The 16660-nt window shown below is 60.1% G+C and carries 16 protein-coding genes; 15 read left to right on the top strand and 1 reads right to left on the bottom strand.

Annotated elements, in window-relative coordinates; all coding sequences use genetic code 11:
* Positions 1-3 precede the first annotated feature (3 nt).
* Entirely contained in the window at positions 4-468 is a 465-nt protein-coding gene (locus tag OEL49_RS15935; RefSeq protein WP_014236379.1) for a tRNA (cytidine(34)-2'-O)-methyltransferase, read from the bottom strand.
* Positions 469-592: 124 nt separating this feature from the next.
* Here OEL49_RS15935 and OEL49_RS15930 point away from each other — a divergent pair, with 124 nt between their 5' ends.
* From OEL49_RS15930 to mshL, 15 genes are all read left to right on the top strand, one after another.
* Positions 593-2263 (top strand): GspE/PulE family protein, encoded by a 1671-nt coding sequence (locus OEL49_RS15930; RefSeq protein WP_238526338.1) that lies wholly within the window; start codon positions 593-595, stop codon positions 2261-2263.
* Positions 2264-2331: 68 nt separating this feature from the next.
* The gene (locus OEL49_RS15925) at positions 2332-3495 is read left to right on the top strand and encodes a type II secretion system F family protein (protein WP_083834016.1); all 1164 of its coding nucleotides are present in this window, start codon (positions 2332-2334) and stop codon (positions 3493-3495) included.
* On the top strand, positions 3495-4037 hold the full coding sequence (locus OEL49_RS15920; protein WP_043797842.1) for a hypothetical protein: 543 nt from the start codon (positions 3495-3497) through the stop codon (positions 4035-4037). Before OEL49_RS15925 ends, OEL49_RS15920 begins: the two co-directional genes overlap by 1 nt.
* Positions 4037-4573 carry a prepilin-type N-terminal cleavage/methylation domain-containing protein gene (locus OEL49_RS15915; protein ID WP_014236382.1) on the top strand — a complete coding sequence of 179 codons (537 nt, stop codon included), beginning with the start codon at positions 4037-4039 and terminating at the stop codon, positions 4571-4573. The genes OEL49_RS15920 and OEL49_RS15915 overlap by 1 nt, the downstream gene beginning before the upstream one ends.
* Before the next feature lie 24 nt (positions 4574-4597).
* On the top strand, positions 4598-5044 hold the full coding sequence (locus tag OEL49_RS15910) for a type II secretion system protein (protein ID WP_014236383.1): 447 nt from the start codon (positions 4598-4600) through the stop codon (positions 5042-5044).
* 23 nt (positions 5045-5067) lie between these two features.
* The gene (locus tag OEL49_RS15905) at positions 5068-5544 is read left to right on the top strand and encodes a prepilin-type N-terminal cleavage/methylation domain-containing protein (protein WP_014236384.1); all 477 of its coding nucleotides are present in this window, start codon (positions 5068-5070) and stop codon (positions 5542-5544) included.
* Positions 5531-6124, top strand: coding sequence for a type IV pilus modification PilV family protein (locus tag OEL49_RS15900; protein ID WP_014236385.1), 594 nt, complete (start codon positions 5531-5533; stop codon positions 6122-6124). Before OEL49_RS15905 ends, OEL49_RS15900 begins: the two co-directional genes overlap by 14 nt.
* Positions 6121-6945 carry a type II secretion system protein gene (locus OEL49_RS15895; protein WP_014236386.1) on the top strand — a complete coding sequence of 275 codons (825 nt, stop codon included), beginning with the start codon at positions 6121-6123 and terminating at the stop codon, positions 6943-6945. Before OEL49_RS15900 ends, OEL49_RS15895 begins: the two co-directional genes overlap by 4 nt.
* Complete coding sequence (locus OEL49_RS15890) at positions 6942-7418, top strand: hypothetical protein (RefSeq protein ID WP_014236387.1); 477 nt, start codon at positions 6942-6944, stop codon at positions 7416-7418. Before OEL49_RS15895 ends, OEL49_RS15890 begins: the two co-directional genes overlap by 4 nt.
* Positions 7409-12187 carry a DUF6701 domain-containing protein gene (locus OEL49_RS15885; protein ID WP_014236388.1) on the top strand — a complete coding sequence of 1593 codons (4779 nt, stop codon included), beginning with the start codon at positions 7409-7411 and terminating at the stop codon, positions 12185-12187. The genes OEL49_RS15890 and OEL49_RS15885 overlap by 10 nt, the downstream gene beginning before the upstream one ends.
* A gap of 67 nt (positions 12188-12254) precedes the next feature.
* Entirely contained in the window at positions 12255-13202 is a 948-nt protein-coding gene (locus tag OEL49_RS15880; RefSeq protein WP_014236389.1) for a hypothetical protein, read from the top strand.
* 9 nt (positions 13203-13211) lie between these two features.
* Positions 13212-13910, top strand: a complete 699-nt coding sequence (locus tag OEL49_RS15875; RefSeq protein WP_014236390.1) for a hypothetical protein — start codon at positions 13212-13214, stop codon at positions 13908-13910.
* On the top strand, positions 13907-14560 hold the full coding sequence (locus tag OEL49_RS15870; RefSeq protein WP_014236391.1) for a hypothetical protein: 654 nt from the start codon (positions 13907-13909) through the stop codon (positions 14558-14560). The genes OEL49_RS15875 and OEL49_RS15870 overlap by 4 nt, the downstream gene beginning before the upstream one ends.
* Positions 14557-14946 (top strand): hypothetical protein, encoded by a 390-nt coding sequence (locus tag OEL49_RS15865; protein WP_287875599.1) that lies wholly within the window; start codon positions 14557-14559, stop codon positions 14944-14946. Before OEL49_RS15870 ends, OEL49_RS15865 begins: the two co-directional genes overlap by 4 nt.
* An 8-nt stretch (positions 14947-14954) precedes the next feature.
* Complete coding sequence (mshL, locus tag OEL49_RS15860; protein ID WP_235832443.1) at positions 14955-16646, top strand: pilus (MSHA type) biogenesis protein MshL; 1692 nt, start codon at positions 14955-14957, stop codon at positions 16644-16646.
* Positions 16647-16660: the final 14 nt, after the last annotated feature.

Genomic DNA, 16660 nt, shown 5'->3' with positions numbered 1-16660 from the left:
GACCTAACGGCCGCCGGCAAAGTCCAGTTGCCGCCAAACTTCAAACGCCATCACGGCGGCGGCATTGGAAAGATTGAGACTGCGCTGGTCCGGCAGCATCGGCAGGCGCAGTCGTTGCTCCGGGGCAAACTGGCACAGGATTTCCTCAGGCAAACCTGCCGTTTCCCGACCAAAAACGAAGGCATCGTCTTGCCGATATCGCACCGTGTCGTAACGTTGTCCGCCGCGGGTGGATAGGGCGAAGATGCGCCGTCCCGCCATGGCTACCAGGCAGCTCTGCCAGTCTCCATGGTGTGTGACTTTGGCATATTCGTGGTAGTCCAGCCCCGCCCGCCGCAATTGTTTGTCCGAAAGATCGAATCCCAAAGGTTCGATGAGATGTAATTCACAGCCAGTATTGGCGCAAAGGCGAATAATGTTGCCGGTGTTGGGCGGGATTTCGGGCTGGTAAAGAATGATGGCGGTCACGAAGGCACGATGCGGCTTGGGTTGGTTGGTAAAAAAGCGCTATAGTTCAAAAAATTAAGCGTCAATCTTAAAGCAGATTGGAGATTTTATGGCGCGGCCGGAGAAAATCCGACTCGGTGACCTGTTGATTCAGCAAGGGCTGCTGACCGAAGCACAGCTCAAGCTGGCCCTGGAAGAGCAAAAGCTGACCGGCCGCAAGCTGGGCCGCATTTTCGTGGATGGGGGGTACGTCAGCGAGGAGCAGATTTCCCAGGCGCTGGCCCGCCAGTTGCGCATCCCATTCTTCGACCTGAAGACCTTCAACGTCAAGCCGGACCTCACCAAGCTGCTGCCCGAGGCCCAGGCTCGCCGTTTCCGCGCCATTCCCCTGGAAGACCGGGGCAGCGCCCTGCTGGTGGGTCTGGTGGATCCCACCGACCTGCTGGCCTACGACGAAATCGTCCGCCTCGTCCGGCGGGATATCGAGCTGGCGGTGGTGACCGAGAGCCAGCTGCTGGTCACCATCGACCGCCTGTACCGGCGTACCGAGGAAATCTCCGGCCTGGCCAAGGAACTGCAGGCGGAGCTGGGCGACATGCCCATCGAATTCGGCGAACTGCTGGGGCTGACCCCGGGCGCCGAAGATGCGCCGGTGGTGAAACTGCTGCAGACCGTGTTCGAGGAAGCGCTGCGCACCCGCGCGTCGGACATCCACATCGAGCCCCAGGAGGCGCGCCTGCGCATCCGCTTCCGCATCGACGGCGTGCTGCACATCCAGACCGAGGCCGACCCGAAAATCGCCACTGCCGTGGCCCTGCGCCTGAAACTGATGTCCGGCCTGGACATCTCCGAAAAGCGCCTGCCCCAGGACGGACGCTTCAACATCAAGGTGCGCAACAATCCGGTGGACGTGCGGATTTCCACCATGCCCACCCAGTACGGCGAGTCGGTGGTGATGCGGATCCTGGCCCAGTCCAACGGTATCCTCGGCCTCGACAACATCCACATGCCGGCCCATATCCTGGACCGTCTGCGGCATGCCATCCACCGTCCCAGCGGCATCGTCCTGGTCACCGGACCCACCGGCTCCGGCAAGACCACCACCCTGTATGCGGCCCTGTCCGAACTGAATACCACGGAAAAGAAGGTCATCACCGTGGAAGACCCGGTGGAATACCGGCTGCCGGGCATCAACCAGGTGCAGGTGCACGAAAAAATCGATCTTTCCTTCGACCGGGTGCTGCGTACGGCCTTGCGCCAGGATCCGGACATCATCCTGGTGGGCGAAATGCGCGACCAGATGACGGCCGAAATCGGCATGCGGGCCGCCATGACCGGCCACCTGGTGCTGTCCACCCTGCACACCAACGATGCCATCTCCACGCCCATTCGCCTGCTCGACATGGGGGTGCCGCGCTACATGGTGGCCCTGTCCCTGCAACTGGTCCTGGCCCAGCGTCTGGTGCGCGTGATCTGCGATTCCTGTGCCGCGCCCCATGTGCCGGAGCCCCACGAGCGCGAGTGGCTGCGCTATGAGCTGGGCGAGCAGCTCGACGGTCACCACTTCAAGAAGGGTGCCGGGTGCCCCCATTGCGGCGGAACTGGCTACCAGGGGCGTACCGGTGTATGGGAAATGCTTGAAATGACCAGCGAGGTGGTGGAAGCCACCAATCAGGACGATCCCTCCATCTTCATGCAGGCAGCCCGCAAGCAGATGGGCGGCAACACCCTGCGCCGGGATGCGGTACGCCTGGCCCGTCAGGGCCGTACCACCATTGACGAGGCCATGCGCGTGGCCAGCCAGACGGAAGACTGAGCGTGGCCAATTTCAGCTATCGGGGCCGCAGCAGCGGCGGTGGCCTGGTCAATGGCTCCCTGGAGGCCATGTCTGCCTCGGCCGTGGCCGATCAACTGTTGTTGCAGGGGATTACGCCGCTGGAAATCAAGCCGGCGCCCAAGCAGGAGGACGGGGCCGGCCTCAAGTTCAACCTGACCCTGTTTGCGGAAAAAGTCCGTCACGTGGACGTGCTGCTTTTCAGCCGCCAGATCTATACCTTGCTCAAGGCCGGCGTGCCGATCATGCGCGCCTTGGCCGGCTTGCAGGAATCCAGCAGCAACGGCGCCATGAAGCGGTTGCTGCAGGAAGTGCGGGAGAGCCTGGATTCCGGCCGTGAATTGTCCGCGTCTCTGGCGCGTCACCCGACTGTTTTCCCCCCGTTCTATCTCTCCATGGTGCGGGTGGGGGAAATGACCGGTCGGCTGGAGGAGATATTCCTCCGTCTCTTCTACCACCTGGATTTCGAGCAGTTCATGCGCAACCAGGTGAAGTCGGCCCTGCGTTATCCAAGCTTTGTCGTGGCAGCCATGGCGATTGCCATCGTGGTTGTGAATATCTGGGTGATTCCTGCTTTTGCCCAGGTGTTCAAGGGCTTCAACGCAGAGTTGCCCTTCATGACCCGCTTGCTCATCAATTTCTCCGATTTCATGGTGGCCGACTGGCCCTATCTGCTGGCGGGATTGGTCGGGATCATATTCGCCTTCCGCGCCTGGGTGGCGACACCCATGGGGCGCTACCTGTGGGACCGGACCAAGCTACGGGTTCCCATTGCCGGGAAGATCGTGGAAAAGGCCACGCTGGCGCGCTTTTCCCGCAGCTTCGCCCTGGCGGTGCGTAGTGGTGTGCCAGTGGTGCAGGCCATGAGCGTGGTGGCCCAGACAGTGGACAATGTCTTCATCGCGGACAAGATCGAGAAAATGCGCGAAGGTGTGGAGCGGGGCGAGTCCGTCCTGCGTACTGCCATCAGCGCCCGGGTATTCACCCCTATTGTGTTGCAGATGGTGGCTGTCGGCGAGGAATCCGGCGCCCTGGACGACATGATGGAAGAAGTGGCGGACATGTATCAGCGTGAGGTCGAGTACGAACTGAAAAACCTCTCCCAGCAGATCGAGCCGATTCTTATCGTGGCCCTTGGCATCTTGGTGCTGGTTCTGGCGTTGGGCATCTTCCTGCCGATCTGGGACTTGGGCAAGGTTGCCTTCAAGCGCTGATGGCGATGGACCGTCGGATCAGGGGGGCATCCCGTTTCGAGTTGTTGGTCGTTTTGGTGATTGCTTTAGTTTTGTTGGCAGGGCTGCTGCACCGGTTGAGGGAAGTGCAGATGGCGGTGGAGCGCACCGCCGTGATTTCTGTGCTGGATACAATACGGGCAGGCGTGTGGCTGGAAGCGGCCGCCCGTATCGGAACGGAAGGAGATGGAGCCCTGGCTCGTCTGGAAACCGAGAATCCCTTTCCTGCCTTGCATGGCGCTGTTCCGGCCTATGCCGGGGTAATTGCCGGGGATTACGGAAATTTACAAATCGGGGGCTGGTACTTTGATGCGGAGCGAAAGAAAATCCTTTATCGCCCAAGGTATTCCGAGAACTTTTTCACAAACGAAATTACGTCTGAAAGCGTAGAGTTCACAATCGACGCCGTGTACCGGGAATCCCCGTCGCATGGGCGAGTATTTGAGGGCATGCGTATCACCGGCCAATGTGCGTGCGGGTGGTTGCCAAAACATTACGCGGCTTCACCCGCAGGGAGAGAGTAATGAAGTTGATCCGGGCCCAGCAGAAGGGCTTTACCCTTATCGAACTGATCGTTGTGATCATCATCCTGGGCATCCTGGCGGCTACGGCTTTGCCCCGTTTTGTCAATCTGCAGGTCCAGGCGCGCCAGGCTAAGTTGCAGGGGGCGGTAGCCTCCGTGCGTGCCGCCTCCGCTCTGTTCCACGCCACTTGCCTGGCTCGTGCCGGTACCGGCGGAAGCTGTCCTGCCGATGGCACTACCGTAATCAATATTCCGATGGAAGGCGTGAATATTACCGGGGTCGCTCAGTATCCGACCGCTGATGCCAATGGTATTGTCGCCGCTGCCGGGTTGTTGGCGGGGGCTGCTGCCGGCGCCGGGGTGGATTATGTGACCAGCGGTGGCGGCTCCGGTGCTGCCAACACCCTGACCATTGTGGTCCCCGGCGGCACCGGCACCAACTGCCAGTTTACCTACCAGTCTGCCCAGATGTCCGGTACCACTACGGTCATCGCGCCGGTCATCGGCACTGCAACCGCCAATTCCGAATGTCTGTGATTTTTTTCTAAAGGAGTCTTTACTGTGAAAAGCCAACAAAAAGGTTTTACCCTGATCGAACTGATCGTGGTGATCGTCATTCTGGGTATCCTGGCTGCGACCGCCCTGCCCAAGTTCATCGACCTGAGCGGTGATGCCCGTGCCGGCGTGATCCGTGGTGTGGAAGCTTCCATGCGTTCCGCCAACGTCATGATTTACGGCAAGGCTGCCGCCCGCAATGCTCTGGGTGCCGGTCCCACCACCATCTCCGCCACCAACTCCGTCAATGTCAGCGTGGTTTACGGCTATGCTGCCAATGCCGCCGCCCTGAGTTCCGTGATGGACCTGAGCCCGGCGTCCGATTTTTCGATGGATGGTACCTCCGGCATCCAGCATGCCAAGGCCACTACTCCGGCCAATTGCAAGGTGACCTATACTCCTGCTGGCGCCAACACCCAGCCTACCTACACGGTCGTCACTAGCGGCTGCTGATGCATGATGGAGAGGAGGGCCTGATGGTCCGCTACGGCCGGCGCCCCCTCTCTTCCTCCCGGGGCTTTACCCTGCCCGAACTCGTTGTGGTCATGATCGTGCTCGGTATCCTGGCGGCCTATGCGGCGCCCAGGTTCGCCGGGCGTCATGGCTTTGAAGGGCGGGGGTTTTCCGACCAGTTGCAGGTGTTGTTGCAGGATGCCCGCCGCACCGCCGTCGCCCAGCGTCGGCAGGTGTGTGTGGTTGTGGCGGGGGCAACGGTCAGTGTTAGCAAGTCAGCCTTCTCCGGCGATGCCTGCAATACTTCCCTGGCCCATCCCAATGCCTCGGGCGATTACATTCTGGCGATTCCCGATGGTGTGGCGCTGGCGCCGATGCAATTGAATTTCGATCCTCTGGGGCGTCTGTCGCCAACAACCAGCGTGACCGTTAACGTCAGTGGGCAGGAGGGTGGTTTCACGCTGACGGTGGAAGGCGAAAGCGGCTATGTCCATCGTTGAGCTCCCGATTCCTTCTGGTTGTACCGTGAGCCGCCGCCTGGGCGGCTTTACGCTTATTGAAACCATCGTTTTCCTGCTGGTGGTCGGCATCGGCGTGGCCGGATTGCTGTCGGCCATGAGCACAGCCATCCGTTTCAGCGCGGACCCCCTGCCACAAAAGCAGGCCCTGGCCCTGGCCGAATCCCTGATGGAAGAAATCACCTCCGCCGGATTCACCTTTTGCCAACCCCAGGATCCCAATTTTCTTTCGGCCACCAACACGGCCCAGTGCACTCCCGCACTGATCGAGAGTGTGGGGCCGGATACTTTCTCCGGAGTGACCGAGGCGCGTCCGTTCGACAACGTCAATGATTATGTTGATGCCTTTGGTACGCCGAAGAACATTGCCGCAACCGATCTTTCTTCCGGTATTGCCGCACCCGCAGGCTATCAGGCCTCGGTGACCATTTCTGAACTCGGTATCGCCGGCATCTCGGCGACGGAGTCTCTGCTGGTCAATGTCACGGTGACGGGGCCCAACAACACGCGGATCAGCCTCGATGGTTTCCGTACCCGTCATGCGCCGCGGGTGTCGCCATGAGTCAGGCGCGTCATCGTCAGCGGGGCTTCACCCTGATCGAAGCCATTGTCGCCATGGTACTGCTGGGGATTGCCGGCTCGCTGGTGGGCATGTTCATCCGGATTCCCATCGAAGGCTATTTCGATACGGAGCGCCGGGCCCGTCTGACGGACACTGCGGACACCGCCCTGCGCCGCATGGCGCGGGATTTGCGCCTGGCTCTGCCCAACAGCATCCGCATAACTGCCGTCGGCAACGTGCGTTACCTGGAGTTTCTGCAGACCCGAGTTGGTGGGCGCTACCGTACTGATCCGACGGCAGCCGGTGGTGGCAATCCGTTGGAATTTGGCATAGCGGACACCAACGGCTTCGACGTACTGGGTACTCCACCGGTTTTTCAGGCGGGGGACCATGTCGCCATTGCCAATCTGGGGACGGATTCGGGGGCGGATGCCTATACCGGCAACAACATGGTGCCCATCACGGGCATTACCCCTGCCGGTGTGGTTCAGTTTGCAGCCTTCCGTTTTCCGGTTCCTTCTCCCGGCGCCCGCTTCTTCATCGTGAACCAGCGCGTGACCTATGAATGTAATCCGGATGCCGGGTTGCTGCGCCGTTATTCGGGCTACGCCCTGGTGGGGGCGGTCCAGCCCACCCCTCCCGGCGTGGCGCCGGTACTGCTTGCCGATCGGGTAGCCAATCGCGCCAATGCCTGCACCATGACTTACGATGCCAATGTGGCCAATACCCGTATGGGCGTCGTTTCCATGTCCCTGACGCTGGAGGAAGCCGGCGAGTCAGTGACCCTGTTGCATCAGGTGCATGTGAGCAACGTGCCATGAAGCCCGTTCTGCCTGGTCGTCAGCGGCAACGCGGGGTGTCGATCATCACCGCGGTGTTTCTGCTGATTCTCTTTGCCGCCCTGGCAACCTACATGCTGTGGCTGACCTCGGCCCAGAACCGGGGCAGCGCCCAGGATGTGCAAGGGGCGCGGGCATACCAGGCGGCCCGGGCCGGCGCTGAGTGGGGGCTGTTTCAGCTGTTGCGGGCTGGGCAGTGCAGTGCCGGGACCGACATTGCTTTTGCCGGGACGGAGCTTGTCGGGTTTGTGGCCAGTGTGGACTGCACACGTGTAGCCAGTTCTGACGAAAGCGGTTCCGCCGTTAGGGTCTATGAGATCACGTCAACGGCTTGTAACGTTCCCGACTCTGGTTCTTGCGAAGATGTTGAAGCCGTCGGGAACGACTATGTGGAGCGGCAGGTTCGCGTGACAACCGGCTGCGTCGTTGATGGAGTGACACCGGCATGCCCATGATCAACCATTGCACGCGGGGTTCCTGCGTGAAAAACCTAATCATTAAATCACTGTTCTTGCTGGTGATGATGATGGCCGGCTCCAGTGTTTTTGCTGTGACCCTGACTGCCAGCCCCACGGCCTGCGAGAACCTGGCTGGCATCGGCACCCAGGTTTGGTCAAATCCCGGGCGGGCGGTGAGTTCCAACACCTCCTACGCGACGGTTTCCCTGGACGGGACTATCTCCCAGTACCTTTATTGTCATGACTTCGGCTTTGCCGTTCCGGCGGGGGCCACGATCAACGGCATCACCGTCAATGTCGAACGACGCTCATCGTTGACTGGTAATGGTGGCAGCAGGGACTCATCCGTAAGCCTGGTTTCGGGTGGTGTCGTGGTGGGTTCTAATTTGGCAACGGCGACGGCATATACCACTTCAGATGTGGTGGAAAGTCATGGTGGAGCCACGAACCTTTGGGGAGCCGCTTGGACTCCGGCGACCGTGAATGCGGGTGCTTTTGGTGTCGCATTTGCCGCCACCAAAGCGAGTAGTTCGGGCGCGGCACACATCGTTTACGTGGACCACATCCAGATACTTGTTGATTACACACCGGCTCCTCGGGCCTGTGTGTCTGCCGCCTCCGGCAACTGGAGTGCCGCAGCTACCTGGAACTGCGGCTCTGGTCCGGGAGACGGGCCTCCCATCAGTATCGACAGCGCCACCATCAACAACCATGCTATTTCCTTCAATACCAGCAGTTCGGTTGCGTCCCTGACCATCAACTCCGGCTCCCTGACCCAGACAGGAACTGGGACGCAGACGTTGACGGTGAGTGGCAATATCACCAATTCCGGCTCCATCCTGGATAATGGCAGTAATGGCAGTTTCGACATTACTGTCGGCGGTAGCGTTTCCAATACGGGGTCAACCTTTACCGTCGACAATCTGACGGTGACGGGGAATGTGACCAGCAGTAGTCCGATGACTGTGCGTACTGCGCTTTCCGTCAGTGGCAATCTCAATAACAGCGGTGCCACCGGCCTGACGGCCGGCACCATGACGGTGAGCGGGACTGCCACTTCCAATGCGCCATTAACGGCTACGACTTTCAACGTCGGTGGCGACCTGACCAGTTCAAATGCGCTGACCGTCGCCAATCTGATTTTCCAGAAAGCGGGTACCCAGGCCGCCACGTTCTACAACAGCCAGAATGTGGTGACCAACTTTACCGTCAATAGCGGCAGCACGGTTTCTTCATCCAACTACTCGACGTTGAACATCAAGGGGGCGCTGACCAATAACGGCAGTATCGCCCTGCCCAATACCAGCTGGATCTTCAATGGCACCTCGGCCCAGACCATTGGCGGCAGCTCGGATTCCAGCCTGGGCAACATGACCATGAACAACAGCGCCGGTGTGACCTTGAGCCGCAATGTCACGGTGCCCGGCACGTTGACCCTGACTTCGGGAAACATCACTGCCGGCAGCTATGTGCTGGCAGTTACCGGAACCTATTGCCCGGCCAGCATCAGCGGCGGCAGCGCCGCCAGCTACGTCATCGGCAATCTTCGCCTGAGCTTCCCGCCCTATAACGCCACCTGCACCTATCCCATTGGCGATACCAGCGCTTATGCCCCCATGACCATTGCCTTCCCCTGGTTTGCCGGCATCAGCGGGGGCACCCTGACCGGGAGCACGACCAAGGGGCAGCATCCCCAGATCAACACCTCCGGTATCAATCCCCTGATGGATGTGAATCGCTACTGGACTCTTGGCGTTACCGGAGACACCCTTACCTCCCTACCCAGCGGCGGGTCCTACAATGCAACTTTCCAGTTTGTTGCTGCCGATATTCTGGGTGGGGCCCAGGTGTCCACTTTCGCCGGAAGCAGGTACACCAGCGGTGCGTGGACATCTCCGGTGCTGGCCTTGAGTTCCTATACGGCGAACAGCGTCAACCTGTCCGGGCTTACGCTGTTCGGCAGTTTCGTGACCGGCCAGCCCGGCTCTCCCAATCCGGGGCAGTGCTCTGTTCCCCCGTTTGTCCCGTCCGGCGTCACCTGCTATTGCGACAGTTTCACCGGTTCCAATCTGACCTCCGGTATCTTCAATTCAAAGTGGACGGTCAGTACGCTGGGGCCGCGCAGTTATACGCCGTCATTTGTCAGTGGCCGTTTGCGTCTGACGGACAACAATACCAACGAGGCTACCTCCGCAACCCTGGGGGCCATTTTCCCTGCGGCCGGTAACTACATATCCGTGGAATTCCGGCAGTTTGCCTATAACGGTAGCGGTGCGGATGGTCTGGCCGTCACTCTGTCCGATTACAGTGTGGCGCCGAATCCGGGAGCGTTTGGTGGTTCTCTGGGGTATGCACAGAAGTCTGGGATCGTTGGCTTTGCCGGGGGGTGGATCGGCGTCGGCTTCGACGAGTTTGGCAACTACACCAATCCCACTGAGGGGCGTATAGATGGACCGGGCTACTTCAGCCAAGTGGTTGCCGTGCGCGGTTCATACGCTGCGACTACGCCGGCCAATCTCTACAGCCTGGGCTACCCCTATCTGGCCCGCTCTGCAGTGCAGAGCGGAAGCAATACCATTGACAACCGCACATCCTCGGTGGCGTCCCGCGGGTACTACTATCAAGTGGTCATTGACGCCAGAAACTACACGACAGCCAACAAGACGGCCCAGATTCAGGTGAATCGGGATACCAGTTGCAGTACCGATTTTTGTCCGACCACTGGTTATGTAAATCTTCTGGCCCCCTTTGATGCCTATGCCCCAGGTTTTACCCCGACCACTGCCCAGGTCCCGGTGCCGGACAACTGGCAGATATCCTTTACCGGCTCCACCGGGTCCTCAACCAATATCCATGAAATATCCGGTCTGCGGGTCTGCGCTCAAAGCATCATCCCGCCCAATGGCACTACGGCAAGCGGATTTAATGCCATCGATAGCGCCATGGCCCGAACGGATATCAATGTGCAGCAGGCCGGCGCCCACATCTATACCAAGCTTGTCGGTGTTGATTTCGCATTGAATATCGCCGTCTTGAATAGTGCTGGGACCGGTATCGACTCCAACTACGCGCTGACCTCCAACAAGACTGTCACCGTGGAGTTGATCGACAACAGTACGACGGCCAACCAGGCGGCAACTTGTTCGGCCAAGTCCAGTTTTGCCTCGACGACGATGTCGTTTACTTCGACCGACAAGGGCTTCAAGTTGTCGCCGACTTTCAAGATCAATTCGGCTTACAGCAACGTCCTGGTCCGGATGAAGGACAGCACGACCACTGCCTGCTCCTCCGATACCTTTGCCATCCGCCCCCTTTCGCTGACCAACGTTACAGCCAAGGTTGGCAGCACGGATCTGGTGGCTTCAAGCAATGGGGCCGGTGCAGCCATGACCGTGAAGGCCGGCTCAGATTTTTCCCTTTCGGCGACGGCCAGTCCGAGTAGCAATTACAGCGGAACCCCCAGTATCGTCACCGCCAATGTCATCGATGTGGCCAGTAGTGGTGCCATTTCCCCTGCACCCCTGTCGTGCGCGTTTTCAGCGGCAGACACTTCTTCGGGAACTGTCAGTGGTACCTGTCAGTATCGGGAAGTTGGCTATTTCTCCTTGCCGGTGGATGCGCTAATCGATAATACCTTCACGACCGTTGACCAAAACGGGCGGGATGACTGCATCGTCAATAGCACCTCCAATACGCTGAGTAACGGCAAGTACGGCTGCAACATCGGGACGCCGTCCGCCACCAGTTGGGGGCGTTTCATCCCCGATCATTTCGAGTTGTCGGCCGTTGCTCTTGATAACCGCAGCGAACTGACGACCTGCAGCAACCGGAACCTGGATGGTTTCACCTATATGGGGGAACCCATCGGACTTGGCTTCTCCATAGCGGCCAAGGCTGTTGGCGGTTCTACTACGGAGAACTACGACTTTGGCCGCGGCTATTCCCGCTTGACCATGGGTAATTGGCTGGCGGCAGCCGGCGCCACCCCCCTGGATAGCAACAACTTCAATCTCTGGGCCTTGGATAACCCTGCCACCGGGAGTGCCACGGTCTTTCCCGGGGGGGGCGGAACCCGCCTCGGTTTTACGCCCGGCACAGTCTCTACTGCCTGCAGCGGGTCTCCGACCAATCGGTGGTGTGCCGGGGTTGCAACGATTACCGGCAACCTCGTATTGAATCGCGCGGCAACCGCTGACGGGCCCTACGCGAGCTTCACCATTGGCGCAGTTCCCCGGGACCAGGATGGTGTTTCGCTGGCAGCGACGGCGCTGAATCTGGATGCCGACCAGTCCGGCAGCAATGAGCGGGCCAAGTTGGCGACGACGGCGGTCCGTTTCGGCTTGCTGCAACTGACGACGGCCTATGGATCCGAATTGCTGCCCCTGTCTGTCGGCATGGAAGCCCGGTTCTGGAACGGCCTGGCCTTTGTGCTCAATGCCCAGGACAACTGCACCGCGATTCAGCCAACCAACGTAGCCTCGGCCAGGGTGGCTGGTGAGACCGCAGCAACCCTGGGGGCGCCAACCGTGACGCAGATTGCCGCGGGCAAGGGGCGCTTGCGCTTTGCCTCTCCCGGTTTGCGCTCCACTTTCCGTGTCTGTGTGGATTTGGGTGGCGATGCCAACTGTGCGGCAACTAGCTCTGCTGCCATGAGTTATATGACAGGGCGTTGGGATGGCAGTGCCTTGTTTGACCGGGATCCGTCAGCCAGAGCGGCGTTTGGCCTGAATCGTGGGGCCTACCTGTATTACCGGGAGAACTACTGATGTGGGTAAAAATTCATAGTAATTAGGCCCATATATTGTTATCTTTTAGTGAAATATCAAGACGTCTATGTCCATCTCCCTGTCCGCCCCCTCTATCTCTAGCGCATCCGCCAAACGGTCGGATGGTTGGCTGGCCATAAATTGCCTGAAGGATCGGGTGGATTTGGCCCATGTGCAGCAGGCTCCCGGACAGATGCCCGAGGTCGTTCTGCTTGAGTCCTACGCCACGGGAGGCGATTTGCAGGGGGCCTTGCAGCGTTTGCGCAAGGAAAAGCGCCTGCATTCCCATCGTTGCGTGGTCATGCTCAATTCTGGTGACTTCCAGGTGTTGCAGGTCGAGGCGCCCAGTGTGCCTCTCGACGAGCGGCGGCAAGCCTTGCGTTGGCAGATCAAGGACATGCTGGACTATCCCGTAGAGGCGGCAACCCTGGATGTGCTGGATGTTCCCGGTCAGCAGGGCAGTGGGCGGGCGCAACAGGTGCTGGTGGTAGTTGCAGCCAATGCTGTGCTGTCGCCGCTGGCTGCGGCAGTGGTCGGCGCCGGACTCAAACTGGAAGCCATTGATGTTCCCGATATGGGGCAGCGCAATATCGCCGCCTTGCTGGAAAAGGACAACAGGGCCGTCGCTCTCCTGACTTTCGACGACGATGGCGGCCTGCTGACGGTCAGTGCTCAGGGCGAGTTGTATGTCAGCCGCCGCATCGATGTCAGTCGCCAGGCGTTGGAAGGGGCTGCGGACGAACGTCGTGAGCAGCTATTCGACCGCATCGTGCTTGAGGTCCAGCGGACCCTGGACACGTTTGATCGCCAGTATAGTTTCGTCCCCATGGGGCAGCTTTGGTTGGCCCAGGTGCCCGGTGGTGATGGGCTGAAGGCCACCCTGGCCCCCAATGTTTATGTGCCGGTCGAAACCCTGGACTTGCAGAACGTTCTGCATTTCCCGGGTATTCCCGAGTTGCGCCATCCCGAGCGTCAGGCCCAGTGCCTGAAGTTGCTCGGTTGTGCGATGCGTTAAGGGGGTGGTGTGAGTCAGCAAATCAATTTGTTCCATCCTTCCCTGCTTCCCGAGAAAGAGTGGATTACCGGGCGCAATCTGGCCCTCGCTGTTACCGGTCTTTTGGTATTTTTCCTCGTTGCTGCCGGCGTGACCCATTACCGTCTGGCGTCTTCCACTGAACGGGCCAGGGCTGCTGAGCAATCTGTCTCCCAGTTGAAGGCAAAACTGCAGGAGGCCAGCCAGCAACTGGCGGCCGCCAAGGTCCCGGTGGACAAGGATGCCGAACTATCCCGCCTGCAGCGCGCCGTGACCGAGCGCGAACAGGTGCTGGCCTTGCTGGAGCAGGGTTCGCCCAAGGAGGGCCAGGGTTTTGCCGATTATTTCCGCGGCTTGGCCCGTCAATCCTTGCCTGGTCTGTGGCTTACCGGCTTTTCCCTGGGGGCAGGGGGTAAAGGGCTGGAAATTCGCGGGCGCATGACGGACCAGTCCCTGCTGCCCGAATACATTCGTCGCCTCAACCGGGAGCCGGTTTTTGTCGGACGGGAGTTTGCCGCTCTGGATGTCCGCCTGCCGGATGCGCCCGATGTGCCGCAGGCTGGTGCCGCCAAACCGTCCGAGCCGGCCGCAAGGCCTTCCCAGAATTACGTGAATTTTGTCTTGAAACCTTTGCGCTCTTCCTCTGCCGGGGAGCGGGACGCAACCGAGAGCAAGGGGAGTGGGCAATGAAGGGGCAGTTTTTGGCCTGGCTGGCATGGTTTGATGCTCGCAACAAGCGGGAGAGGACCATCGGAGCGGTGGCTGCTGTTGTTCTGGTGCTGTTTGTTGGCGATGCCTTGCTGCTTTCATCTCCTCTGATTCGGGTCCGGGCTCAGACTGCCCTGGCGGAGCAGCGTGAAAGCGAGGCGGCCAGCCTTTCCCTGCAGCTCAAGGATGTGCAGTCGGAACTGGCGAACAGTGCGGCGAATCGCGCCCAGGTTCTGCAGACCCTGAAGAGCCGGGTTACCAACCTGGATGGACAACTGAAATCGTTTGATGGCACCCTCGTTTCCCCCCAGGCTGCTCCGGCCCTGCTGGAACGCCTGATGGGGCGTCGCAAGAGCCTGCAGATGCTGGGTCTGCGTACCGTGGCGCCGGTGCCGGCCATCGATGGTCCGAGTGCTGCCAGCACTCCCGAGTTGAATCTTTACCGCCACGGTATCGAGATACGCCTGGCCGGCAGCTATGGCGACCTCCTTGGCTATTTGGCCGATCTGGAGTCGGCACCAGAGCGGCTGCTATGGGAGGGGGCGGAACTGAAGGTTGATGTGTATCCCCGTTCCATTCTGACCCTGCGGGTCTATACCCTCAGCCTGGATAAGGCGTGGTTGGTCCTATGACACGAATCAAATGCCTGGTGTTTTGGGGTGGCTGTTTGGCGATGATGCCTGCCATCGCTGACGATAGTGCTCCGCCTGATCCTACCCGGCCACCGGAGGCCTGGGTTCATGTCTCTCCGGAAGGCGGTGCGGCGGTGTCCGGCCCCGTCCTGCAGTCAGTCGTGCTGCGCCGGCAGGGAACTCCGGTGGCAGTCATCAGCGGTGCGATGGTCCCCCTGGGCGGCAAAGTGGGCGATAGCATTCTGGTCAAGATAAAAGAAAATGAAGTGGTCCTGAAAGGGCCTTTGGGGAGCGAGGTTCTACGCATGACTCCCGATGTGAACAAGAAGACGGTAGTTGAAGTTCCCAAGCCCGTCGGGCGCAGGAACCAAAGGGGTAATTTATGAAGCGAGCCTTGATCGGCATTCTGGCCTCCCTGTTTCTCGGCGGTTGCGTTACCTCGGGAGGGAAGCCCGGTGCCACCTATGAGCGTATCCAGAGCGAGATGAAAGGTGCGGTGGATGCCAATCGCTCCGCCAGTGCCGATGCTGTGAATCAGGCATTGCTGCCGCCGCTGCAACTGGATGTGCCCAAGGCGCCGCCGGCTGAGCCTCGCTTTGACCTGGCGGTGACCAATGCTCCTGCGTCCCAGGTCTTCATGGCGCTGGTTTCCGGTACCCGCTACAGCATGCTGGTGCCGCCGGAAGTGGCGGGCTCGATCACGGTCAATCTGAAAAATGTCACCCTGCGGGAGGCGCTGGAAAGCCTGCGGGACCTGTATGGTTACGACTTCCGGGTGCAGGGCAATCGCATCACCGTCATGTCCAATGCGATGCAGACCCGGGTCTTCCAGGTTAATTACTTGGCCGGCCGGCGTCAGGGTTCCAGCGATGTGCGGGTGACTTCCAGTTCCATCAGTGTGGTTTCCCCTGGTGCCAGTTCCTCTGGCAGTTCGACCTCTTCCGCCCAGGCTCAGGCTGCCACTGCCTCCGGCACCACCGGTGCTGGTGCCGGCGCAACTCGTGCTCAGGACAGTAGCCGTGTCTACACCTCGCAGGATGCTGACTTCTGGACGGAACTGAAGACGGCTCTGGGAGCCATCGTCGGGACGGAGGACGGGCGTAGCGTCATTATTAACTCCCACTCCGGCGTCATTCTGGTGCGTGCCATGCCCGGTGAGTTGCGCAATGTGGAGCAGTATCTGCGGGCCACCCAGGCCATTATCGAGCGCCAGGTCATGCTCGAGGCCAAGATCATCGATGTGGCCCTGAGCGATGCCTATCAGTCGGGCATCAACTGGGCGTCCTTCAGTGGCCACACGACCATTGGCGTGGCTGCCAATGGCACATCCCTGTCTCCGTCAGGAGCGCTGACCTCTGACAATGCTTCCATTCGTCCGGGGACCGATGGAAATCTGGGGTCGGTTGGTACCAACGGTTTCTTCGGCCTGGCATTCCGCACCAAGAGCTTCGCCGCGCTGCTGAATTTCCTGGAGACCCAGGGCAATACCCAGGTGCTGTCCAGCCCCCGCATCGCCACCCTGAATAACCAGAAGGCCGTGCTGAAGGTCGGTACCGACGAATACTATGTGACCAACGTCAGTTCCACCACCATTGCTTCCACCACCACCACCACCACCCCGACGGTAACGCTGCAGCCGTTCTTCTCCGGCATTGCCCTGGATGTGACGCCCCAGATCAACGAGAGTGGCCTGATCACCTTGCACATCCACCCCTCCATCAGCGTGGTGACGGAGAAGAACAAGAGTCTGAGCCTGGGTACGGATCTGGCCATGACCCTGCCCCTGGCCACCAGCCGGATCAACGAGTCCGATACCATCGTGCGGGTTCGCGACGGGGAGATCGTGGCCATCGGTGGCTTGATGACCCAGGACCAGTCCGATACCAGTAACGGTCTGCCAGGTATCCATCAGGTCCCGGTTCTCGGCAACCTGTTCGGTCAGAAATCCAAGGCCCTGAACAAGCGGGAGCTGGTGATCCTGCTCAAGCCAACGGTTATCCAGAACGAATCCGACTGGCAGTCCGATCTGCAGAACACCCAGTCCCGCATCGACGATTTCGATCCCCGGAGAACCCTGCCCCAATGACATCTGCCGGAGCC

The organism is Azospira sp. (assembly GCF_030247495.1).
Classification (GTDB): domain Bacteria; phylum Pseudomonadota; class Gammaproteobacteria; order Burkholderiales; family Rhodocyclaceae; genus Azospira; species Azospira oryzae.
This window is presented reverse-complemented; position numbering and strand designations above follow the sequence as displayed.

Excerpts from the sequence above, each read along its gene's own strand:
- OEL49_RS15925 (WP_083834016.1), top strand. The coding sequence starts at position 2,332 with ATGTCTGCCTCGGCCGTGGCCGATCAACTGTTGTTGCAGGGGATTACG.
- OEL49_RS15920 (WP_043797842.1), top strand. The coding sequence starts at position 3,495 with ATGGCGATGGACCGTCGGATCAGGGGGGCATCCCGTTTCGAGTTGTTG.
- OEL49_RS15915 (WP_014236382.1), top strand. The coding sequence starts at position 4,037 with ATGAAGTTGATCCGGGCCCAGCAGAAGGGCTTTACCCTTATCGAACTG.
- OEL49_RS15905 (WP_014236384.1), top strand. The coding sequence starts at position 5,068 with ATGGTCCGCTACGGCCGGCGCCCCCTCTCTTCCTCCCGGGGCTTTACC.
- OEL49_RS15900 (WP_014236385.1), top strand. The coding sequence starts at position 5,531 with ATGTCCATCGTTGAGCTCCCGATTCCTTCTGGTTGTACCGTGAGCCGC.
- OEL49_RS15895 (WP_014236386.1), top strand. The coding sequence starts at position 6,121 with ATGAGTCAGGCGCGTCATCGTCAGCGGGGCTTCACCCTGATCGAAGCC.
- OEL49_RS15890 (WP_014236387.1), top strand. The coding sequence starts at position 6,942 with ATGAAGCCCGTTCTGCCTGGTCGTCAGCGGCAACGCGGGGTGTCGATC.
- OEL49_RS15885 (WP_014236388.1), top strand. The coding sequence starts at position 7,409 with ATGCCCATGATCAACCATTGCACGCGGGGTTCCTGCGTGAAAAACCTA.
- OEL49_RS15880 (WP_014236389.1), top strand. The coding sequence starts at position 12,255 with ATGTCCATCTCCCTGTCCGCCCCCTCTATCTCTAGCGCATCCGCCAAA.
- OEL49_RS15870 (WP_014236391.1), top strand. The coding sequence starts at position 13,907 with ATGAAGGGGCAGTTTTTGGCCTGGCTGGCATGGTTTGATGCTCGCAAC.
- OEL49_RS15865 (WP_287875599.1), top strand. The coding sequence starts at position 14,557 with ATGACACGAATCAAATGCCTGGTGTTTTGGGGTGGCTGTTTGGCGATG.